Source organism: Microbispora sp. GKU 823, assembly GCF_002027145.1.
GTDB lineage: Bacteria > Actinomycetota > Actinomycetes > Streptosporangiales > Streptosporangiaceae > Microbispora > Microbispora siamensis.
The window spans coordinates 1-20300 of record NZ_MWJN01000060.1; the positions used below are offsets into that span (position 1 = coordinate 1).

At 73.6% G+C, this 20300-nt stretch carries 20 protein-coding genes and 2 pseudogenes; 9 read left to right on the top strand and 13 right to left on the bottom strand.

All coding sequences use genetic code 11. The annotated features are described in order from the left end of the window. Nucleotides 1-51: 51 nt before the first annotated feature. The 3 genes and pseudogenes from B1L11_RS27370 to B1L11_RS55195 all read right to left on the bottom strand — a co-directional run. A complete protein-coding gene (locus B1L11_RS27370) occupies nt 52-399 on the bottom strand; it encodes a hypothetical protein (RefSeq protein ID WP_079317456.1) in 348 nt (115 codons plus the stop codon). Between the two features lie 104 nt (nt 400-503). Continuing rightward, nucleotides 504-2060 (bottom strand): molybdopterin oxidoreductase family protein, encoded by a 1557-nt coding sequence (locus tag B1L11_RS55190; protein ID WP_372974734.1) that lies wholly within the window; start codon nt 2058-2060, stop codon nt 504-506. 98 nt (nt 2061-2158) lie between these two features. Beyond that, a pseudogene (locus B1L11_RS55195) lies at nt 2159-3124 on the bottom strand (molybdopterin-dependent oxidoreductase); the annotation flags it as partial. A gap of 117 nt (nt 3125-3241) precedes the next feature. On the opposite strand from B1L11_RS55195, the gene B1L11_RS27380 reads away from it, so the two are divergent. From B1L11_RS27380 to B1L11_RS52075, 8 genes are all read left to right on the top strand, one after another. Beyond that, nucleotides 3242-4471: an AAA family ATPase gene (locus tag B1L11_RS27380; RefSeq protein WP_079317458.1), complete on the top strand. Its 1230-nt coding sequence runs from the start codon at nt 3242-3244 to the stop codon at nt 4469-4471. Beyond that, nucleotides 4438-4701, top strand: coding sequence for a hypothetical protein (locus B1L11_RS27385; protein WP_079317460.1), 264 nt, complete (start codon nt 4438-4440; stop codon nt 4699-4701). The genes B1L11_RS27380 and B1L11_RS27385 overlap by 34 nt, the downstream gene beginning before the upstream one ends. Further along, nucleotides 4701-5759 (top strand): tetratricopeptide repeat protein, encoded by a 1059-nt coding sequence (locus B1L11_RS52055; protein ID WP_079317462.1) that lies wholly within the window; start codon nt 4701-4703, stop codon nt 5757-5759. Before B1L11_RS27385 ends, B1L11_RS52055 begins: the two co-directional genes overlap by 1 nt. Then, a complete protein-coding gene (locus B1L11_RS52060; protein WP_256862926.1) occupies nt 5699-6049 on the top strand; it encodes a hypothetical protein in 351 nt (116 codons plus the stop codon). The genes B1L11_RS52055 and B1L11_RS52060 overlap by 61 nt, the downstream gene beginning before the upstream one ends. After that, entirely contained in the window at nt 6022-6174 is a 153-nt protein-coding gene (locus B1L11_RS52065; RefSeq protein WP_256862927.1) for a response regulator transcription factor, read from the top strand. Before B1L11_RS52060 ends, B1L11_RS52065 begins: the two co-directional genes overlap by 28 nt. A gap of 80 nt (nt 6175-6254) precedes the next feature. After that, complete coding sequence (locus B1L11_RS27400) at nt 6255-7376, top strand: alpha/beta fold hydrolase (protein WP_079317464.1); 1122 nt, start codon at nt 6255-6257, stop codon at nt 7374-7376. A 20-nt stretch (nt 7377-7396) separates the two neighbouring features. Then, entirely contained in the window at nt 7397-8638 is a 1242-nt protein-coding gene (locus B1L11_RS52070; RefSeq protein WP_256862928.1) for an FAD-dependent oxidoreductase, read from the top strand. Between the two features lie 44 nt (nt 8639-8682). Further along, nucleotides 8683-9900, top strand: coding sequence for a GMC family oxidoreductase (locus tag B1L11_RS52075; RefSeq protein ID WP_256862929.1), 1218 nt, complete (start codon nt 8683-8685; stop codon nt 9898-9900). On the opposite strand, the gene ligD is transcribed toward B1L11_RS52075, so the two are convergent. Continuing rightward, nucleotides 9885-11084, bottom strand: a complete 1200-nt coding sequence (gene ligD / locus B1L11_RS27410) for a non-homologous end-joining DNA ligase (RefSeq protein ID WP_079317466.1) — start codon at nt 11082-11084, stop codon at nt 9885-9887. The genes B1L11_RS52075 and ligD overlap by 16 nt on opposite strands. Before the next feature lie 162 nt (nt 11085-11246). Here ligD and B1L11_RS27415 point away from each other — a divergent pair, with 162 nt between their 5' ends. After that, a complete protein-coding gene (locus B1L11_RS27415) occupies nt 11247-12623 on the top strand; it encodes a cytochrome P450 (protein ID WP_218671346.1) in 1377 nt (458 codons plus the stop codon). 1 nt (nt 12624) lies between these two features. On the opposite strand, the gene B1L11_RS27420 is transcribed toward B1L11_RS27415, so the two are convergent. The 9 genes and pseudogenes from B1L11_RS27420 to B1L11_RS27455 all read right to left on the bottom strand — a co-directional run bounded on the left by B1L11_RS27420 (nt 12625) and on the right by B1L11_RS27455 (nt 20298). Next, the gene (locus tag B1L11_RS27420; RefSeq protein ID WP_143737597.1) at nt 12625-14952 is read right to left on the bottom strand and encodes a DUF4132 domain-containing protein; all 2328 of its coding nucleotides are present in this window, start codon (nt 14950-14952) and stop codon (nt 12625-12627) included. A 47-nt stretch (nt 14953-14999) separates the two neighbouring features. Continuing rightward, nucleotides 15000-15380 carry a hypothetical protein gene (locus B1L11_RS27425; RefSeq protein ID WP_256862930.1) on the bottom strand — a complete coding sequence of 127 codons (381 nt, stop codon included), beginning with the start codon at nt 15378-15380 and terminating at the stop codon, nt 15000-15002. A 105-nt stretch (nt 15381-15485) separates the two neighbouring features. After that, complete coding sequence (locus tag B1L11_RS48670) at nt 15486-16046, bottom strand: sugar phosphate isomerase/epimerase (RefSeq protein ID WP_218671347.1); 561 nt, start codon at nt 16044-16046, stop codon at nt 15486-15488. Nucleotides 16047-16491: 445 nt separating this feature from the next. Further along, nucleotides 16492-16686 (bottom strand): UTRA domain-containing protein, encoded by a 195-nt coding sequence (locus B1L11_RS55200; RefSeq protein ID WP_372974735.1) that lies wholly within the window; start codon nt 16684-16686, stop codon nt 16492-16494. Further along, complete coding sequence (locus B1L11_RS27435) at nt 16592-17287, bottom strand: GntR family transcriptional regulator (RefSeq protein WP_218671349.1); 696 nt, start codon at nt 17285-17287, stop codon at nt 16592-16594. The genes B1L11_RS55200 and B1L11_RS27435 overlap by 95 nt, the downstream gene beginning before the upstream one ends. A 61-nt stretch (nt 17288-17348) precedes the next feature. After that, nucleotides 17349-18112, bottom strand: a pseudogene (gene fabG, locus B1L11_RS52085) (3-oxoacyl-ACP reductase FabG). 9 nt (nt 18113-18121) lie between these two features. Then, entirely contained in the window at nt 18122-19123 is a 1002-nt protein-coding gene (locus tag B1L11_RS27445) for a phosphotransferase enzyme family protein (protein WP_079317474.1), read from the bottom strand. 193 nt (nt 19124-19316) lie between these two features. Further along, entirely contained in the window at nt 19317-20021 is a 705-nt protein-coding gene (locus B1L11_RS27450) for a hypothetical protein (protein WP_256862933.1), read from the bottom strand. Then, complete coding sequence (locus B1L11_RS27455) at nt 20014-20298, bottom strand: BMC domain-containing protein (RefSeq protein WP_079317476.1); 285 nt, start codon at nt 20296-20298, stop codon at nt 20014-20016. Before B1L11_RS27455 ends, B1L11_RS27450 begins: the two co-directional genes overlap by 8 nt. Nucleotides 20299-20300 lie beyond the last annotated feature (2 nt).

Sequence of the window (20300 nt, forward strand, 5' to 3'; positions counted from 1 at the left end):
GCCCGCTCCCGCTCCACGGCCCCGCGGACCACCCGCTGGAGGTCCGCCGGCTCAAGGCCCGTCGCGTCGAAACCCCCGCCGTCGATACTCGCGGCGTCGAAACCCCGCCGTCGAAACCCCGCCGTCGAAACCCCCGGCGCCGAAATCCGCAGTGTCGAATCCCCCGGTATCGAAACCCCCGGCGTCGAAGACTCGGTCGCGGGAGCCCCCGGAGCGGTACCGCCGTTGGAAGGGCTCCAGCCGCTCGGCGTGATCGTCGCACTGCGCGGCCAGGCGCTCGCAGACGCCGCACAGGTCCGGCTCGCGGGGATGGCCGCGCCGCAGCGCGCGGAACCCGGACGACAGCGTGTGCTGCGTGCGCGACAGCGTCTCCAGGTAGCGCGCCAGATGCTCGCTCACGCGTCGTCCCACCCGCGGGCGGCGTCCCCCCAACCTGCAAGGGCCATATGTCGTCGCTTCCTTCCGGTAGGCCGACCCCACCTCATCTCCGGCGATCGCGGACGTCAGACCTCCTCGTACCGTTCCGGCGCCTCCCCTCCTCCGGCCGCGGTCGTCACCTCGGGCCGCGCGGTCACGCCACGGCCGAGGCGCGTGGCGGCGGCCGAGTAGAGGCCCTCCCCCACGGGGGCGTCCCCCACGGGCGCGTCCCCGCACCGCCCGGCCTTCACCAGCCGGACCGCCGCCGCCGTGCGCAGCGGCCTGCGGGACACCGGGTCCCACGCGGTGAGCGTCAGCTCCGCGGCCGCCCTCGTCACGGCCTCGTCCTGCCCGTCGAGCGGCAGGAGCACGACTCCCGGGCGTACGCCCGACAGGCGCGCGACGGCCTCCAGCACGCCGAGGGGCGACTCGACCCGGACGAGGTCGCCGTCCTCGACGCCGAGCGCCACGGCGTCGCCAGGGTGGAGCTCCAGGTGGGGCTGGCCCGGGAACGGCTCGGGCGGGGCGTCGCCGAGACGGGCCGGCCGGGCCGGAAAGCGCCGCGGCGAAACCGTGAACACCAGGGGGTACTCGTCGTCGGCGACCTCGGGAGACGGCTCGCAGTCGGCCGCGTGGAGGAAGGCCCGTCCCCCGGGGTTCTCCGCGCGGTATCGCTCCTCGCCGTACTCGGCCCCCGTGGCGAGGTCGGCCCCGAACGTCTGGCAGTGCCCCGGCCCGGTGGCGAAGCGTCCCCCGGCGTACAGACGCTCGACCCCGTGGGAACTGGACGGCATGCAGGGCCACTGGATCCCGCCGGCCCGCAACCGCTCGTAGGTGATCCCCGTGTGGTCGCACGGACGGCCTCTGGAACACGCCTTCCACGCCTCGAACGCCGACTCCGCGTCGGTCCAGCGCACGAGCGGCCGGCCGTCCCGGTCGCGCAGGTCCATCCGCCGCGCGTAGTCGAGCAGGATGTCGAGGTCCGTCCTGGCCTCCCCGGGCGGCTCGACCGCCTTCTCGCACAGGTGCACCGTGCGGTCGGCCCCGGTGACGGTGCCGGTCTTCTCGCCCCAGGCAGCCGCCGGAAGCACCACGTCGGCCAGCAGCGCGGTCTCGGTCAGGTACGGATCCTGGACGACGACGAACAGGTCCTCCCTCGCGAGGATCCGGTCGAGGCCGGGCATCGTGGCCGCCGGATCGGACGCCGTGATCCACAACAGCCCGACCGAGCCCTCCTCGGCGTACCTGAGGATCTGGGTCGCGTGCGTGGCGGGCCCCCAGTGCGGAATGACGGCGGGGTCGACGTTCCACAGGTCCGCCAGCTCGCGCACGTGCCCCGTGTCGGCCCAGTTGCGCAGTCCGGGCAGGTCTGCGGCCGAGCCCGCCTCCAGCGCGTCGCATCCCGGCCCGCCGAGCTGGAACAGCCCGGCCCCCGGACGGCCGAGCATGCCGCGCAGCAGGTGGACGTTGTTGACCTGGCAGGCGGCGGCGGTCGCCTGGTTGGAGCCCAGGAAGGCCTGGCCCACGGTCGACACCAGCCGTTCGGCCGCGCCCAGGATCTCGGCGGCCTGCTCGATCTGCCGACCGGCACCGCGCAGATCTCCGCCGCCCGCTTGGCGGGATAGGCCTCGACAACCCGCCACAGCCGTTCGAACCCCACGGCGTGCGCGGCGACGTAGGCCGCGTCGTGCCAGCCGCCCGCGATCAGCTCGTGCAGCAGCCCGTTGAGCAGGGCCACGTTGGTGCCGGGACGTACGGCAAGGTGGACGTCGGCCTCCCTGGCCGCCGCCGTCCCCTCCGGGCCCACCGCGATCATGGCGGGCGGCCTGGATCCGAGCCGGCGGTCGAGCATGCGCTCCCACAACACCGGATGGGTGGCGGCGCAGTCGTGTCCCCACAGCGCGAGCGCGTCGCAGTGGTCCACGTCGGTGTACGAGCCGGGCTGGCCGTCGGTGCCGAAGCTCGCCGCGAGCGCGGCGGCGGCCGCCGCCGCGCCCCAGCGGGTGTCGCCGTCCATGTGCGGGGTGCCGATCCCCGCCTTGCCGATGACGGCGAGGGTGTAGTGCTCCTCGAGGAACAGCCGCGGGCCCGTGTAGAAGGCGAGGCGGCCCCAGCCGCCGGGACGGGCGAGCAGTTCCCGCGACCTCGCGACGACGCGGTCCATCGCGACGTCCCACGTCGTCTCGACCAGCCGCCCGCCCTCACGAACTCCGCCCTCACGAACCAGGGGGCGGGTCAGCCGGCCCGCGCGCGGCTGCCAGGCCTGCCACTCCCGCGGGTCGAGCCTGCCGTGGTTGACGCGGTCGCCGGCCCGGCCGCGTACGCCCACGACCCGGCCGCCGCGCACCGCCAGGTCGAGGGCGTCGCCGTTGGAACCCGCCGCGGAGACGGCGGGAACCCAGCGCTCGGCGTCCGGCCCGGCGACGCCATCCTCCGGGAACACGTCCACGCGCACCGGCCAGGGGCTGCCGAGGCGGATGACCGGGGGAAGCGCGTCGCGCATGTGGCTCGGCAGGGCCGCGGCGAGCCGTTCCACCGCGTCGGGAGGTCCGTACGGCGTGCGCCGCCCCCTGGGATCGGCACTCCGGTCCAGCACCTGGCACCTCCGCGGTGACGATGTGTGAACGAGGCGTCCCGTACCCGGTGCCATGCACCCCTGATCCCGGAATCGCCCGAACTGACCGGTTCCTTTTCGAATACTTTCCATAGGGTGTCAATGCCGGACCGGTCCCCTGCAAGGGTCCCGTGATCTGTAAAGTGCAGTTACTGGGTGTTGTCGGCGCGGCCGGCGGGGGCGGCCCGCGCGTTCGCGTGTGGGGTGCGGATGGATGGACGTACGGCCGGTCCGGTCGTCACGGGCACTTCCGCGCCACTGGTCGGACGGCAGGACGCGCTGACCGCGCTGCGGGGCGCGATGGCCGCGAGCCGCCGCGACGGGTTCCAGTTCCTCGCACTGGTCGGCGAGCCGGGCGCGGGCAAGACCCGGCTCCTCGGCGAGCTCGCGGCGATGGCCGGCGGGGACGGCTTCACCCCGCTGTGGGGACGCGCCGCCGAGTACGAGCAGATGCTCCCCTACAGCGCGCTGGTTGACGCGCTCGACGACCATCTCGACGCACGCCGCGAGGAGGTCGTCCGGGCCGTGGGGTCCGGGCAGGCCGCTCTGCTGTCCGGCGTCTTCCCCGGGCTCGCCGCCGACGGGGGCCCGGCCGGCGACGAGCCCACGCTGGCCGACGACCGCAGCGGTCTGGCCCGATATCGGCTCTACCGGGCCGTACGGCACCTGGTGGGCGCGCTGGCCGGGCCCACCGGCCTGCTGCTGGTCCTCGACGACGTCCACTGGGCCGACGACGGCACGCTCGAGTTCCTCGACCACGTCGTACGGCATCCGCCCGCGGGCCCGGTGCTGATGGCGGTGGCCTTCCGCCCGGCCCAGGCCGCCCCGCGCGTGGCGCGGCTGGCCGCGGCGGCCGGCCCGCGCGGGCACGAGGTCGTGGTCGGTCCCCTCAGCGCGACGGAGGTCCGGCAGTTCCTCGGCCCCGACGTCAGCCGGGGACGCGGCATGGCGTTGTACGAGGCCAGCGGCGGAAACCCGTTCTACCTGGAGGCGCTGGCCCGGATGGGCGGCACCGACGTGGCCGAGCTGCCGCCGACCGTGCTCGCCGCGCTCCCGAGATCCGAGCTGGCGACCTGTCCCCCGGCGCGCTGCTGGTGGCCCAGGCCGCCGCCGTGGCCGCCGACGAGTTCGAACCGGCCGTCGCCGCCGTGGCCGCCGAGGTGCCGCCGGCCGCCACGCTGGCCGCGCTGGACGAGCTGGTCGAGCGCGACATCGTCCGCAGCGCGGGCGGGCGGTTCCGCTTCCGCCACCCCCTCGTGCGACGCGCCGTCTACGAGTCGGCGGCGGCGGGCTGGCGCCTGGGCGCGCACGCCAGGATCGCGGCCCACCTGGCCGAGCTGGGCGCCCCGGCGACCGTACAGGCCCACCACGTCGAGCATTCCGGGTCGTTCGGCGACCAACGGGCCGTGGAGGTGCTGGTGGCCGCGGCCCGCGCGGTGACCGCGCACGCGCCGGCCGCCTCGGCGCACTGGCTGCAGGCGGCGCTGCGGCTCATGCCGGACGACGCCGCGAACCGGGAGGACCGGCTCGCCCTGATGCTGGAGCTGAGCTGGGCCCAGGGGATCAGCGGCAGGCTGGCCGAGGGCCGCGACACCGCCCGCGACTGCTGCGCAGGCTGCCCGAGGACGACTACCCCCGCAGGGGCCGCGCGGCCCGCGTCTGCGCGCTGATGGAGCGCCAGCTCGACCGCCCGCAGGAGGCTAGGGCGCTGCTGCTGGACGAGCTGAGCCGCATGCCCAACCCGCGGGCGGCCGCCGCCGTGCCGATGCGGATGCGCCTGGTCGCCGAGAGCATGATGCGGGTGGACTTCCGGGCCGCCCAGGCCGTGCTCGACCTGATGCCCGACAGCGCCGACGACTGGGAGCCGGGGCTCGCGGTCGCGGTGGCGGCGCTGCGCCCGATGCCCGCCCTGGCCGCCCGCCGTACGGACGACGCGCTGCGCTACGCCGAGATCGCCGGCAAGCTGCTCGCGGACGCGCCGGACGAGCACCTGTCGGAGTGGCTGGACGCCATCGCCTGGCTGTGCTGGGCCGAGTCCTACCTCGGCCGGTACGGCGAGGCGCTGCGGCACTTCGACCGGGCGGCGGCCGTCGCGCGCTCGACCGGGCAGACCTACATCCTGACCAACCTGCTCGCGGGCCGGGCCAAGACGCTGGTGGCGACGGGCCGCCTGGCGGAGGCCAGGGCCACCGCGGAGGAGTCCGTCGAGGGGGCCAGGCTGCTCGACTCCGGGCAGCAGCTCGTCTTCGCGCTCACCCAGGTCTGCCTGGCCGAGTCGTGGAGCGGCGACGACGAGGCGGCCCTGCGCGCCGGCGAGGAGGCCGTGCGGTGCGGCGTCGGGGCGGGCGAGACCTGGGAGGCCACGGCCCGCTACGCGCGGGGACAGGCCCTGGTCAACGCGGGCCGGTTCGCCGAGGGCGTCGAGGCGGTGCTGGACGCGTGCAATCGGTTCGAGTCGCCGCGGGTGGATCCGGGGACGCTGCTCCAGGCGTGCGAGACGCTCGCCTACGCGGACGCCGCCCGGGAGACGAGCACGCAGGCCGACGCGGAGGGGGCCGACGCGGAGGGCCCGCGCGGGCGGCGCAGTGGGCGGCGCTCGCCGTGCGGCTGGAGGAGCCGCGCCTGCCGGCCTACTGCGGCTTCGCCGCGCTCGCCCGCGCGCACGCGTTGTCCCGTCAGGACCCGGGTGCGGCGGCCGGGGCCGCGGAGGAGGCGGCCCGCCTGCTGAACGCGGGCGGGCGGCGGCTCGACGCGGGCCGGGCCCTGCTCACCGCCGGGCTCGCGCATCTCGCGACGCCGGGCGGCCGGAGCCGCGCCAGGGAGAATCTGCGCGCCGCGGCCGAGGTCTTCGACGCCTGCGGCGCCCGCGCGCTCAAGGCGCGCACCGAGCGAGAACTGCGCCGCCTCGGCGTACGGGTGCGGGCGGCGGCGCGACCACGGCCGCGGGCGGCGAGGCGGCCAGGTTCGGGCTGTCGCCGCGGGAGCTGGAGGTGGCGCTGCTGGTCGCCGAGGGGCTGACCAACCAGCAGGTCGCCGAGCGGCTCTTCCTCAGCGTCCGTACGGTGGAGACGCACCTGTCGCGGATCTTCGCCAAGCTGGAGGTGACCTCCCGGGTCGGCGTGGCGACCGCCCTCACGCGGTGAGTGCCGGTAAGTACGGGTTTTCCACGATGCCGCCGGTACGGGTGGTCCTGGGATCGTAAACCCGGCAGAAAGGCGATCGGATGGAACACCGCATACCCCGGTTCACGCTCGACGGCGTGCGGGAGGCCGAGGTCACGGTTCATCCGTTCGCCACCGAGGACGAGCTGGGGTTACAGCTCACCCGGTTCCGCCGCGACGACACGCCGGCGCAGGGGGCGCCGGACGACGTCGTGCTGCTCGTGCACGGACTGACCTCGTCGAGCGACATGTTCATCATGCCGGAGCACACGAACCTGGTCGGGTTCCTGCACGACAGCGGGTTCGGCGACGTGTGGACGCTGGACTTCCGGATGAGCAACAGGTTTCCGTACACGATGGAGACCCGCAGGCACACGCTGGACGACATCGCCCAGTACGACCACCCGGCAGCACTGCGCGAGATCCGCCGCCACGTGGGGGCGCGGCGGATCCACGTGGTGGCCCACTGCCTGGGATCGGTGACCTTCCACATGAGCCTGTTCTCCGGAGCCGTGAGCGGGATCGCCAGCGTGGTCGCCAACAGCGTCGCGCTGACGCCCCGGGTGCACCCCTGGGCCCGCCTCAAGCTCGCCCTCGGCCCCGCGCTGCTGGAGTACGGCACGGGCCTGCCCTACCTGGACCCGCGGTTCAGGGACGCGCCCCCGCTGACGCGGCGGTGGCTGCTGGCCCGCGCCGTCTCCTTCTTCCATCCGGAGTGCCGGGAGGCGGCCTGCCACATGCAGAGCTTCATGTGGGGCAGCGGCAGGCCCGCGATGTACCGCCACCGCAACCTGACGCCGAGCACGCACCTCCACGAGCGGCTCGCCGACCTCAACGGCGCCTGCGACCTGCACTACTACCGGCACGTGCGGAAGATGGTGGCGGCCGGGCGGGCGGTGAAGTACGACACCGGCGACCCGCGGTACGCCGCGCTGCCGGACGACTACCTGGTCAACGCGGCCGACGTCGACACGCCGATCCTGTTCCTGACGGGCGACCACAACGACGTCTTCACCGACTCCAACATCGTCTGCCACCGCGTCCTGTCGAAGGCGGCGCCGGGGCGGCACGAGCTGCGGATCCTGCCCGGGTATGGGCACATCGACCCCCTCATCGGGGCGAACGCGCACCGGGACGTCTTCCCGCACATCCTTGACTTCCTGAAGCGACACAGCGGTCGCTGACGCGACACCGAGAGATCACTATGGAACACGTCGACGCGGTCGTGGTCGGTTCGGGTTTCGGCGGCGCGGTCGCCGCCTACCGCCTCGCCGAGGCGGGGTTGTCGGTGGTGGTGCTGGAGCGGGGCAGGGCGTACGCGCCGGGCGACTTCCCGCGCGGCCCGGCCCAGCTCGGCCGCGCCTTCTGGGACCCGGCCGAAGGCCTGTACGGGATGTTCGACATCTGGAGCTTCTCCGACTGCGACTCGGTGGTCGCCAGCGGTCTCGGCGGCGGCTCGCTCATCTACGCCAACATCATGCTGCGCAAGGACGAGGACTGGTTCGTCCACGAGCAGGCGCTGCCCGGCGGCGGTTACGAGTCGTGGCCGGTGACCAGGGCCGACCTCGATCCGCACTACGACGCGGTCGAGCGCATGATCGGTGTGTCGCCCTACCCGCTGAGCCACCCCGGCTACGACGACACGTTGAAGACGCTCGCCATGCGGGACGCGGCGGCCGAGCTGGGGCTCGACTGGCGGCTTCCGCCGCTGGCCGTCAGCTTCGCGCCTTCGCCCGGGGCGGAGCCCTGCCAGGGCGTCCCGATCGCCGGGGCGGCGTACGGCAACCTGCACGGCATGCCGCGCCGTACGTGCCGGTTGTGCGGCGAGTGCGACCTCGGTTGCAACGACGGCGCGAAGAACAGCCTCGACCACACCTACCTGTCGGCCGCCCGGCACCACGGCGCCGACCTGCGGACCCTGCACGAGGTGCGGCGCATCAGGCCGCGCGTGGGCGGCGGCTACGACGTGCAGTACGTCGAGCACATGCCGCGCAGGGACGAGGCGGGTGAGGAGCCCGACGGGCTGCCGCGGTGGACCGGGCCGCACACGATCAGCTGCGACCGGCTCGTCCTGGCCGCCGGCACGTACGGCACGTCCTACCTGCTGCTGAAGAACCGGGCGGCCTTCCCCGGCCTGAGCGGGACGCTCGGCACCCGCTTCTGCGGCAACGGGGACATGCTGGCGTTCCTGCTGCGGGCGACCGACCGGAGCAGACCCGGCCCATCCGGGCCAGCCGCGGACCGGTCATCACCAGCGCGATCCGGCTCGACGACGGCGCGGACGGGCGCGGCGCCTACATCGAGGACGGCGGCTATCCCGAGTTCGTCGACTACCTGGTCGAGGGTGCCGACCTGGGGCCCGGCCGGATCGCCCGGTTCCTGCTGCGGCGGCTGCGCAACGTCCTCACCCACGACACCAACCTGTCGGCGGAGTTCGCCGACCTGATCGGCCGGGGCGAGCTGTCGGGCACCTCGCTGCCGCTGCTCGGCATGGGCCGCGACGTCCCGGACGGGAGGCTGCGCCTGCGCGACGGCCGCCTCGACGTGGACTGGACGGCCGAGACCAGCGAGGACTACTACGAGCGGCTGCGCGCGATCATGCGCAGGATCGGCGACGTGCTCGGCGCGGAGTACGTGGACAGCCCGCCGTGGTGGCGCAGGCGGGTCATGACCGTGCATCCGCTGGGCGGGGCGCCGATGGGCCGCCATCCGGGCGAGGGGGTCTGCGACGCGTACGGGGAGGTCTTCGGCTTCCCCGGGCTGTACGTCGCGGACGGCGCGGCCCTGCCGGGGCCGGTCGGCGCCAACCCGTCGCTGACGATCGCCGCGCTCGCCGACCGCATGAGCACCCGGATCCTGGAGACCCGCGCGTCCCTGGCGGCATCCGCCGTGGAGTTGTCCGCCGTGCCGCCGATCGAGGTGGGGGCGCAGGCCGTGCCGGTGGGGACGGTGGCGCGGCCGGCGGCGCCGGAGGTTCAGGAGACGACGGGAACACCGGAAACACAGGCCGGTCCGGAGGCGCCGACGGCCGTCTCCGGCGGCCGTCCCTTCGCGGCCGGGCCCGCGGACGAGCCGAGCGTGTTCGAGGGCCGGACCTCGCTGTGGTTCGTGGAGGAGATGCGGGGGCTCCTGATGCCCGGCCCGCCCGGCTCGCCCGGCCCGCCCGGCTCGCCCGGCCGTACGGCTCGCGGGAGTGCGGCCGGAGGGTTCCCGTTCTCCTTCCGCCTCACGATCACGATCGACGACATCGACCGTTTCCTCACCGAGCCCGAGCACGAGGCCAGGGCGGAGGGCTGGATCGAGGCCGACCCGTGCGGCGGCAGGCGGCCGCTCGCCCGGGGTTCGTTCAACCTGTTCGTCCCCGGGGACACGGCCGGGCAGCGGCGCATGTGCTACCGGCTGCACTTCTGGGACGCCGACGGCCGCCCCCGCACGCTGGCCGGCCACAAGGAGATCCTGCCGGGCGCGCCGACCCGCCTGTGGCTGGACACCTCCACCCTGCACGCCCGCCTGCTGGAGGGGCACGTCGAGGAGGACGGGGACGAGGACGCCACCGTGGTCGCCGCGGGGACGCTGCGCATCCTGCCGTCCGATCTCGTGCGGATGCTCACGACCTTCCGTACGGCCGGGCCGGACGGCGCGGCGGCCGTGGCCCGCTTCTGCCGGTTCTTCCTCGGGGAGCTGTGGGACGTCTACGGCCCCGGCTGATCTCTGCCGTAGGGGTCGTAGTCGACCTCCAGCGGTTCCTGGCCGGGCCGATCGGGCTCGGGGACGTGCCGGAGGTTGACCCGGATCCTGGTCCAGGTCGAGCTGCGCCCGCGCATCGAGTCGACCAGGACGTCGGCCGGCTGCAGGAGGCGGGCCACCTCGGGGTGGCGGGCCTTCCACCGTTCGAGCCCGGCCATCGCCTCGTCCCGCGTGGCGGCCCTGGCGATCTCGACGAGCGGCATGACGGGCTGACGCCGCCCCTGCCTGGGCGGGGCGGCGGGCCTGTCCGGCCGCGGCCCCTGGGCCTCGGCCAGCTCCAGCAGAGCCTCCAGGGAACCCGCCCGCTCGTCCATCCCGGCCCACGGGTCGCCCGTCTCTGCGTACCGGTCGAGCATCGACGCGAGTGTGAAGTCCTCCGGCCGGCACCCGGGCACCTCGCTCCAGGCCAGCGGGGCCGAGACGAGGCCGGTCGGCCGTACGGAGTAGGCGGAGGCGACGGTGTGGTCGCGGGCGTTCTGGTTGTAGTCCACGAAGACGCCCTGCCGCTCCTCCTTCCACCACCGGCTGGTGGCGACGTCCGGCTCCCTGCGCTCGACCTCCCTGGCCACGGCCTCGGCGGCGCGCCGTACCTCGCGGAAGGTCCAGCGCGGCTCGATGCGGGCATAGACGTGGAAGCCGCGCGAACCAGAGGTCTTGGGCCAGGCGGTCAGGCCGTGCTCCTCCAGCACGTCCCTGGCGACCAGGGCGACCCGGACGATCTGCTCCCAGCCGACGCCGGGCACGGGGTCGAGGTCGATCCGCAGCTCGTCCGGATGGTCGAGGTCATGGGCCCGCACGGGATGGGGGTTGAGGTCGACGCAGCCCAGGTTCACCGTCCACAGCAGGTGGGCGAGGTCCCGGATCACCACCTCCTCCGCCGTACGGCCGGAGGGGTAGCTCAGCTCGACGACCTCCACCCACTCGGGACGCTTGGCGGGCGCGCGCTTCTGGAAGAACGCCTCCCTGTCGACGCCGTGCACGAAGCGCTTGAGTATCACCGGCCGGTCGGCCACACCGCGCACCGCACCCTCGGCGACCACCCGGTAGTAGGAGATCAGGTCGAGCTTCGTGTGCCCGGACCGCGGGAAGACCACGCGGTCCGGATTCGTGATCTTCACGATCCTGCCGTCCAGCTCCAGCGTCATGCCGCCACACTACGTCGCAGCTCCGCGCCCATCCGGCGGCACGCGTGGAGCCGGGGCGCTGACATTCGCGGGCGGACGCTCTAAGATCGCCGCCCGTACCCGACATGCGGCAGGAAAGGCAGGCGCAGGCCCTTGATCTCGGAAAGATGGTCCTCGTCGGCCGTGGAAGGGCTCATCTCGTTACCCCTGGAGTCCCTGCTCACCGCTGACTACGAGGCCGATCCCGCGCCCGTCCACGAGCGCCTGCGCGCCAGGTATGGCCCGGTGGCCCCGATCGACCTCCTCGGCGTGCCTGTCTGGTTCGTGCTCGGCTACGACGAGGTGCTGCACGTCATGCAGAACGCGCGCGACGTGTGGAGCAAGCGCGTGAACAACTGGCGGGCGTACGCGGAGGGGCGCGTTCCCGCCGACTGGCCGCTGCTCGCCCTCCTGCAGGCCGACAACTCGGGTTTCCACGACGGGGAGAGACACCGGGGGCTGCGCGGCGCCTGGATCGCGGGGCTCCGGCCGTTCCAGGAACCCGGGAGCGAGCAGGCGCAGCGGCTGGAACGCGCCATGGTGAGGTACTGCGACGACCTCATCGACGCGATGGCGGAAGGCGGGCCCGCCGGGCAGGCCGACCTCGCCGCGCAGTACGGGCGGCCGTTCCCGCTGCTCGTCGCCAACCACATGCTCGGCGTCACCATCGAGCGGGGCGAGGACATGGTGGAGGACCAGTGGCGCCTGCTGGACGGCCCCGACTCCGCCGGGGCGTACCAGCGGTTGTACGCCGCCCTCCTGGAACTGGCGACGCTCAAACGGCAGCGGCGCGGCGACGACCTGCCGTCGTACATGATCGAGGCGAAGCCGGACCTCACCGACGAGGAACTCGCCCGCGAGTTGATGATGCTGTCCGGCTTCCTGGACTTCACCGGCAGCCTGATCTGCAACGTCATCCACGAGGTGATCACCGGCCCCCGGCTCAGGGAGACCGTGTCGGTCGGCGCGATCGATGAGGCGGTCAACCGCGTCGCCCTGTCCAACCCCGCGCTGGCCAACCTGACTTTCCGCTACGCCAGGACGGACGTGAAGCTCGGCCGCTTCACGATCGCGGCCGGCGATCCGGTGATGCTGTCCATCTCGGGCGCGCACGCCGACCCGCGGTTCGCCGGCGCGCTCACCCGCGGCACCGTCCGCAGCACCCGCGCCCACCTGGCGTGGGGTGCGGGCCCGCACAGGTGCCCGAGCCAGCGGCTGGCCATGCAGATGTCCACGATCGCGGTGCGCCGCCTGCTCGACCGGTTCTCGGCGCTGAAGCCGGCGTTCCCGGCCGGCCCGCTTCCCTGGCGTCCCTCCCCCTTCGTACGCACGCTGCGTTCCCTGCCCGTGCACTACGAGCTCAGCCGGAGCTTCCCCGGCACGCCCCGGCCCGAACCCGGCGGTGAGCCGTCGCCGCCGGCCCTGAAGGACGGCGCGCAGGACGGCGGGGAGGACGGCGGCGAGTGGCGCCCGAGGTCCGGTCTCCGGGCGTTCCTGCGCAGGCTGCGCCGCGCGCAGTGAGTCACGGACGGATCTGACGGACGATCGTGGGGTCGGTGATCCGGGTGTCGGCGGCGAGCAGGAAGGCCTTGGACACGATGACCGACAGCATGCCGCCGTCCTCCTCGAACGGCAGGAAGACCCGGTCGCCGGACCCGCGTGGGACGATGCACAGATAGGCGTCGTTGGGCTCCATCAGGATGTTTCCCGACCCCAGGTGGATCCTGTACGTACGCAGCTCACCCCGCACCACCAGGAAACGATCCGTCAGCGCGCACCGATCGGCGATCGCCAGCCGCGGCAGCAACCGGGCGAGCGCGTCACGGCGCACCCGGGCGTTCTCGGACAGATCTCCGAAGCCGTAGGACTGCCAGTAGTCCCGCAGCCCGTCCACTCCCCGGTCGAGCCACTCCGGATCGGCGCCGATCGACGCGACCGCGACGAACAGGTCCACATCGCGCATCGCCTCGCTGAACACCAGCGGCGGCACCTCGGCGAGCCGCGCCTCACGCCAGCCGTCCTCGGCCATCCGATGGAAGCGGACCTCGCCGGTGGTCGCGTATCCGTCCTCCCCGTGCCAGAGATAGTCGTGGAGGAACGTCGCCCGCCAGCCCCCTCCGCCCAGCACCCTCCGGGCCTCCCCCTCGTGGCCGCCGTCCCACGGCCCGAGATAGCCGGCCTGCCACCCACGCTGCTTGAACAGCGCGTACAGCTTGTGGTAGCCGACCACATGCCCGGCGAACCGGTTGGAATAGGTCCCGGTCGCCTCCTCGGCGGGCGTCAGCAGGTACACCTCGCGAAAGGCCTGTTTGAACGGCTGACGCAGCTCCTTGTCCTGCACGATCTCGCGCCAGGCCCGCACCTCGTCGGGCGTGGCGCGGGCGGGGTGCCACAGCCGCACGGGCACGTCCGGCACGGTCAGCCCGAGCTCGCTGCGCCACACCCCGGGCGACACCTCGAAGTCCCAGATCAACCGGTCCGCGACCGGGTGTCCCTCCAACTGCCGGTAGGGCGGCCCGACCTGGTGGGCGTACCCGGCCTCCAGCGCCCTGACCAGGGTCGCCTGCTGCCGCCGGGCCTGCTTGGCCAGCTCGCGCAGCCGCTTGACCTCCTCGGGGTGCTCCCGTTTCACCGCGGCGGGGACCGTCTTGAGCTTCCTGTCCCCGTGCCACCACGACAGCTCGACCTCGCCTTCGATCGAGATGACCGCGGTGTGCTCGCCCAGCGCCTGCCGTACGCGCCCGTCCGGCAGCCGGAAGGCGACCTCCACCCGGTCGGCCAGCGCGGGTTCGATGCGCTTGAGCTTGCGGTCGAGCTGCTTGGGCACCCCCGCGTGCCGGGTCTCCTCCCTGGCGGCGCGCAGGGCCGAGACCACCTCGGGGGTCGGGTGGTCCTCGGCCGCGCGGGCGATCTCGAACAGCACTCCCTGCGAGGGCAGGGTCCTGGCCTTGGTGGGCGCCACCGCGACGCCGCGCACCAGCCGTTCCAGCGGCCCGGGGAGCCAGGGCTCGTCCCGGAGGAGCGCGATCCGCACGGCGCGGCCGATGGTCCCCTTCTCCCCCACGCCGAACGCCTTCTCCGCCCGATAGGGCAGCTCCCCGGCGTGGATCGCGGCGACGCGGGCCGCGGCCGCCTCCACGGTGCTGCGGACGAAGGCGACGTAGCCGGGAAGGGCGCTCAGCCGCTCCCGGGCGTCGGGGAGCGGCGGCGGGACGTCCCTGTAGAGCGGGCCCGGGGAGATCTCCTCCACGAACTCGGCGAACAGCGCCCGCTGTGCCGCGTCCCAGCCGAGCAGCAGCTCCACCTCGGCCACGGCCAGCGGCCCGCGGCCGGCGGTGAGCCGCTCGGCCACCTCGGCGTCCAGCCCGGCGAGCCCGGCGGCCGCCAGCAGCGAGAAGGGCTCGTCGAGCCGATTCTCCCGGAGCAGGCGCTCCACCACGGCGCGGGCCGGATCGGCCAGCCGGTCGAGCGGCGCGCCCGCGGGACACCGGACCAGCGCGCACGCCCCGAGCCGGATGTCCGCCCGTTGCCCGGTCATGGCGTCGAACAGGGCGGCGCACGCCTCGGGCGTGAACAGGGGCTGACGCTTTCTCACCTCCTTTGCGACCTCCCACCGTGCGTCGACGGCATCGCCGTTCTCGATGTCGACGCGGTACACCGCGGGGAGCAGCGCTCCCAGCTCGTACGCGCTGAGCTGCGAGGCGTCGAGGCTGTGTGTGGCACTCGCGGTGGCGACGCCCTCGAACAGATCAGGCAGGAGCCGCACCCGCTGGGCAAGCCTCGCGGCGCCCGTCATCAGGTCGTGCAGGTACCGCGCCCGCGGGGACAGGGGTGTGCCGTGGAGGTTCATGACCGGATCTGCCTGGTGATCGTCGAGTCGGGGACCGGCGTCCAACGTCAGCCTCCGGCCAGGGGGACGAGCTTGACGAACGAAACCACGGGATCGGCCGTCAGGTCGATCTCCGTGTCGAGGTCCTCGATCTGGCGGTCGCCGACCAGCAGCAGGAAGCCGTTGCGGGCGAAGGCGGCCTCGGCGGCGTCGGCCTGCCTCTCCCAGTCGAGTTTGCGGTTGGTGCGCATCCGGTAGCCGTTCAGCTCCACCTCGGCGTCCGTCGGCGTGACCAGACCGCGGAAGTACGGCGCGGGAGACGCGTTGTGACGGGCCACCTCCTCGCGGACGCGCAGACGCACCAGCTCACGGGCCGTGATCCGGCCGGGCAGGTCCGGAAGGGAGAACTCGGCCAGAGCGCGGCCTGTCGCGGTCTCATCGCGAAACATCACTGACGCCATCGAACGACTCGTTTCCGTGAAGATCAGAAGATGGCGCCATTCATAGCAGTGACGGACGACAAACAAGCCGCGACCGGCGGCTGACGGGGTGGATCAGGCGAAGCCGGCGGCGCGGAGTGCCTCGCCGAAGGCGGTGCGGTTGGCCCGCTGGTCGGCGACGGCCCGCGCCAGGGCCTCGGCGTCCGAGGCGCGGAAGGCCGGGACGTCCTGCTCGATCACGATCCAGCCCTCGTAACCCGACCGCCGCAGCTCGGCCAGCACGGCGGGCAGGTCCAGGTCGCCCTGCCCGAGCGGCGGGAAGCCGCCCGCCGCGACCAGGTCCCACAGGTCGCCGCCGCTCGCGCGGATCCGGGCGAGGACGTCCCGGGAGGCGTCCTTGACGTGCACCTGGCGGATGCGCGAGGACCAGTCGCGGATCGCCGCCACCGGGTTACCCCCGGCCAGCCACAGGTGCCCGGTGTCCAGGCACAGCGAGACGTCGGTCAGGTCGAGCAGCCGCTCGACCTCCTCCGGCGTCTCGACGTCGGTGCCCAGATGGTGGTGGAAGACGGGTTCCAGGCCGCGGTCGCGGCAGCGGGCCGCCGCGTCACCGATCCGCCCGGCGTACGCCGGCCAGTCGCCATCGGGCAGGGAGAGCCGGGGGTCGGCAGGCATGCCGGGCGGGCGAACCGCTCGGGCCGGTCCGGGCAGGCGAGCGTCGGCCGCGGCGCGAAACGCGGATCGGCCGCCCCGGCCACCCGTGCGTCTCCTCCGGCCTCCGAGCCGCCGGACGCGGCGCCGAGCGCGGCGTCGCGGGCGGCGGTGAACACGTCGAGAGCGGCGTCCAGCGCGGCCAGGTCCTCGCGGAAGCCGTCCGGGTCGTCGTAGCGGAGGTCCACCCAGCCGCCGGCGAGCCCGAGACCGTGCGCCGCGAGCCGCTCGGGCAGGGTCCGCGCGGTGCCCAGGTAGCCGATCGGCCCGGAGTCTGTGCCGTCGTACCCTGCCTCGCGCATCGTCGCGAGCAACTCCTGCGGCCCCAGCGGCGCCCCGTCGGGCCGGTAGACGCCGAAGTTGACGGGCGCGCTCGCCACCCGCACCGCCCAGGGAGCCGCGTACGCCGTCACCCCGTCACCTCCGGGAAGCGCACGAGCCGGCCCTGCTCGCGGGCGGAGTGCGTGGCGCCGGTCGCGCCGCTCACGTGGACGAGGACACGGGTGCGGTCACCCCGGAAGACGTCCTGGGAGAACTCGAAGGCCCGGCCCTGCTCGTCGGAGGTCGTGCGGGTGATGGCCAGGACCGGCACGCCGGGCTCCACGCCGAGCACCGCCGCCTCCTCCTCCCCCCGCCGCCACCGCCTCGATGCGTTCGAGCGCGTCGGCAGGGCGCACGCCGTACCGCTCGGCGAGCAGCTCGTAGACCGACCCGCCGAGAGGCTGCTCCAGCAGTCCCGGGAAGCGCAGCGCGGGGAACCGGGCCTGCTCCAGCGAGAGCGGCACCCCGTCGGCGAACCTGATGCGGACGATCTCGGTCACCAGGTCGCCCGGCTGCATGCCCAGGGCCGCGGCGGTCGCCTCGTCCGCGCCCGCGATCGTGGCCCTGACCACCCGCGACCCCGCGGTGAAGCCCTGCTCGCGCAGCAGCGCCGGCACGCCGACCACGCTCGACAGGTCGCGCTCCACCTTGCCGCCGCTGACGAACGTCCCGCCGCCCCTGCCGGGCACCCGGCGCACCGTGCCCGCCTGCTCCAGCAGCCCGAGCGCCTGGCGCAGCGTCGTACGGCTGACGCCCATGCGGGTGGACAGCTCGCGCTCCGAGCCGAGCCGCTGGCCCGGCCGGAGCTCGCCGCTCGTGATGAGCCGAAGGACCTCCCGCCGCACCGCCTCGACCGCGCTCTCGCCATCCAGGTCGCGGGACACCTGCTCACCCTTTCCGTCTCACAGGGACGAACCATGACAGAGCATGGGTGGCCCGATTAGATCACAACCCACTCATCGCATCCTGCGATTCGGGCAGGACCTGACCGCCGTCCACGACGAGCGAGTGCCCGGTGATGAACGCCGCCTCGTCGGTGGCGAGGAACAGGCAGGCGTTGCCGATGTCCTCGACCGAGCCGAGCCGGCGCATCGGGATCGCGGCCTCCATCCCGCGCAGATAGTCGTCCCCCAGGTCGGCCAGTCCCTCGGTCAGGATGTTGCCGGGCAAGACGGCGTTGACCGTGACGCCCTTCGGCGCCAGCTCGATCGCGGCGGTGCGCATGAACCCGAGCTGCCCGCCTTGCTGGCGCCGTAGTGCGACCAGCCCGGCAGGCCGGTGAAAGGACCGGTGATGGAGGAGGTGAGGATGATCCGCCCGTGGCCGGACGCCTCCAGCGCGGGCAGGCAGGCGCGGACGCAGAGCATGGTGCCCTTGAGGTTGACGCCGAAGACCTCGTCAATGTCGGCCTCGGTCATCTCGGCGAGCTTCTTGTCGGGGAAGATGCCGGCGTTGGCGCACAGCACGTCGACACCGCCGTGCCGCTCGGCCGCCGTCTCGGCGATGCGCTCGCAGTCCGCGGCCCTGGACACGTCCGCGACCACGTACGACGCGCCGATCTCGGCGGCCGCGGCCTTCAGCGCCTCCTCGTCCCGGCCCGCGATGAGGACGTTCGCACCGGCGCGGGCGAAGACCCGCGCGATGCCCTTGCCGATGCCCTTGCTGCCGCCGGTCACGACGACCGACCGCCCGGCCACTGGGGTGAACACATGGACTCCTTAGAGTGATCCGCTGAGATAGCGCTCGGCCAGCTCGCAGCTGCCCTGGGTGTAGCCGGCGCCGAGTTCCTGGGCGACGTCGGCGGCCGAATGGGAGCCGATCCACGCCACGAGGAGGAGGCGGCGGAACATGATGAACGTCCAGATCTCGGCCTCGTCCTCCTTCGGGAGGTCGAGCACGGACCGGTAGCCGCGCACCCACGACTCCGCCATGTGCGGCACCTCGGGCCGGTGCTCGATGAAGCTGACGGCGGCGCCGAGGTCGTAGAGGTACCAGCCGAGGCCGCAGTCGTCGAAGTCGATGACGCTGGTCCCCGCCTGGCCGTCCACGAGCAGGTTGGCCAGGCGCAGGTCGGCGTGGATGAGTCCGTACCGGTCGGGGCCCTTGCCGAACCGCTCCAGCCTGCGGCGCAGCTCGGCCTCCAGCCGGGCGAGCACGGCGTGCGCCTCCCGGTCCACGCCGACGCCGTCCTGCCACCTGCCCCAGCGCGCCTGCGGGCCGAAGGCGGCGTCCAGGTCCCAGTGGAACCGGGTGAAGGACGCCGGCCTCGCCCAGGCGCGGGCGTGGCGGTGCATGCGGGCGGTCAGCGCGCCCAGCCGTTCGAACTCCTCCACCAGCCGGTCCTCGGCCGGCTCGGCGCCCGGAAGGAACTCGAACATCACGCAGTGGCGGGGCTCGGAGCCGGGTTCCCGCATGGTGACGACGCGCGACCCGTCGCGGGCGGGCAGCACGCGCGGCGTGACGATCCCGGCCTCGTCGCGCAGCGCGTCCAGCCAGGCGAGCTCGCTGGCTATGGCCTCCAGCGAGTGGTAACCGAGCCGGTGGACCCGCAGGATCGCCTGGCGCCCGCCGTCGCCGACCGTGAAGGTCGCGTTCTCCGAGACGTTGAGCAGCGTTACGGAGGCGTCAGGGGAAACGTCGTAGTGTCGAAGGGCGCGGCGGGCGACCCCCTCGATGCGGGCGAGGACGTCGTCGCCGCCGGACAGGTCGTGGACCTGCATGCGTTCTCCTAAAGGGTCCTGTGGAAGTGTCCGTCAGATCTTCCCCGCTGTGTTTCCCGCGTCGCTCGTCGGGGCGCTCACGTCCGCCGACTTCCCTCGTCGCTCGGAGTCGCTCGTCCCTCGCTCCCCGCGCGCTCCTCAGTCCAGACCGGCGGCGCGCCCCTCCGGCTCGCTCGGTCTGGGGCGGATGCCGTCAGTGGTCGCGGCCCTCGACGGATTCGAGGACGCGGACGATGGCGTCCCTTGCCGTACGCACGGAGGAGGAGCGGCCGCTGATGTAGAGCCGCCCGGCCGACCCGATCATCTGCACGTCCACCAGCGTGATGTCCGGCGCCGCCGCCTCGGCCTCGTTGGCCGCCACGGTGGCGAACAGCGCCGGGGTCATCTCGCAGACCAGCAGCGTCTCCCCCGGCAGGACCATCGAGGCCTGCCGGTTGCGGTTGATGAGCACCGCGTGCTGGTCCGTGATGTCCTCGATGACGTCGGTGTAGAGGATCCGGGGCCGCAACTGGTCGCCCGCCGAGGCGCCGATGCCGTCGAGGATCGCCTGCCCGGCCCGCCGTACCTCCTCCAGGGAGGAGCCGTGCACCTCCAGCACGCCGAACTGCCGCTCGACGAACAGGATGCCGGGCTCGACGGACGGCACGGCGCGCAGGGCGAGGTCGATGACCCGCTCGATCGCGAGGCCGGGGGCGACCTCCACGATCAGCGCGTGCTGCCCCTCGTACGGCGGGTAGCCCCGGGCCCGGGTGGGCGCGGCCATCGCCGCGGTGAACTGCCGCCGCAGGTTCTCCACCAGCAGGTAGACCCGCAGCTCCGCCGTACGCCGCTCCGCGGGGGCCGCCGCCTTGGCGGCGGCACGCGCACGGGAACGGGGGGCAGGGGCGGCGCTACTCACCGGTCGAGAGGTTGAACGCGCGGGCGAGGTCGGCGTGCGGGCGCGGGATGACGTGCACCGAGACCAGCTCGCCGACGTTCGAGGCGGTCTCCGCCCCGGCCTCGGTGGCGGCCTTGACCGCGCCGACGTCGCCGATGACCGTGACGGCCACCAGTCCCGACCCGACCTGCTCGCGTCCGACGATCGTGACGTTGGCCGCCTTGACCATGGCGTCGGCGGCGGCGAGCGCAGCCACGTAGCCCTTGGTCTCGATCAGGCCGATCGCGTTGTTGGCCATGT

Excerpts from the sequence above, each read along its gene's own strand:
- B1L11_RS27380 (WP_079317458.1), top strand. The coding sequence starts at position 3,242 with ATGGATGGACGTACGGCCGGTCCGGTCGTCACGGGCACTTCCGCGCCA.
- B1L11_RS52055 (WP_079317462.1), top strand. The coding sequence starts at position 4,701 with ATGGAGCGCCAGCTCGACCGCCCGCAGGAGGCTAGGGCGCTGCTGCTG.
- B1L11_RS27400 (WP_079317464.1), top strand. The coding sequence starts at position 6,255 with ATGGAACACCGCATACCCCGGTTCACGCTCGACGGCGTGCGGGAGGCC.
- B1L11_RS52070 (WP_256862928.1), top strand. The coding sequence starts at position 7,397 with ATGGAACACGTCGACGCGGTCGTGGTCGGTTCGGGTTTCGGCGGCGCG.
- B1L11_RS52075 (WP_256862929.1), top strand. The coding sequence starts at position 8,683 with ATGGGCCGCGACGTCCCGGACGGGAGGCTGCGCCTGCGCGACGGCCGC.
- ligD (WP_079317466.1), bottom strand. The coding sequence starts at position 11,084 with ATGACGCTGGAGCTGGACGGCAGGATCGTGAAGATCACGAATCCGGAC.
- B1L11_RS27420 (WP_143737597.1), bottom strand. The coding sequence starts at position 14,952 with ATGAACCTCCACGGCACACCCCTGTCCCCGCGGGCGCGGTACCTGCAC.
- B1L11_RS27425 (WP_256862930.1), bottom strand. The coding sequence starts at position 15,380 with ATGTTTCGCGATGAGACCGCGACAGGCCGCGCTCTGGCCGAGTTCTCC.
- B1L11_RS48670 (WP_218671347.1), bottom strand. The coding sequence starts at position 16,046 with ATGCCTGCCGACCCCCGGCTCTCCCTGCCCGATGGCGACTGGCCGGCG.
- B1L11_RS27445 (WP_079317474.1), bottom strand. The coding sequence starts at position 19,123 with ATGCAGGTCCACGACCTGTCCGGCGGCGACGACGTCCTCGCCCGCATC.
- B1L11_RS27455 (WP_079317476.1), bottom strand. The coding sequence starts at position 20,298 with ATGGCCAACAACGCGATCGGCCTGATCGAGACCAAGGGCTACGTGGCT.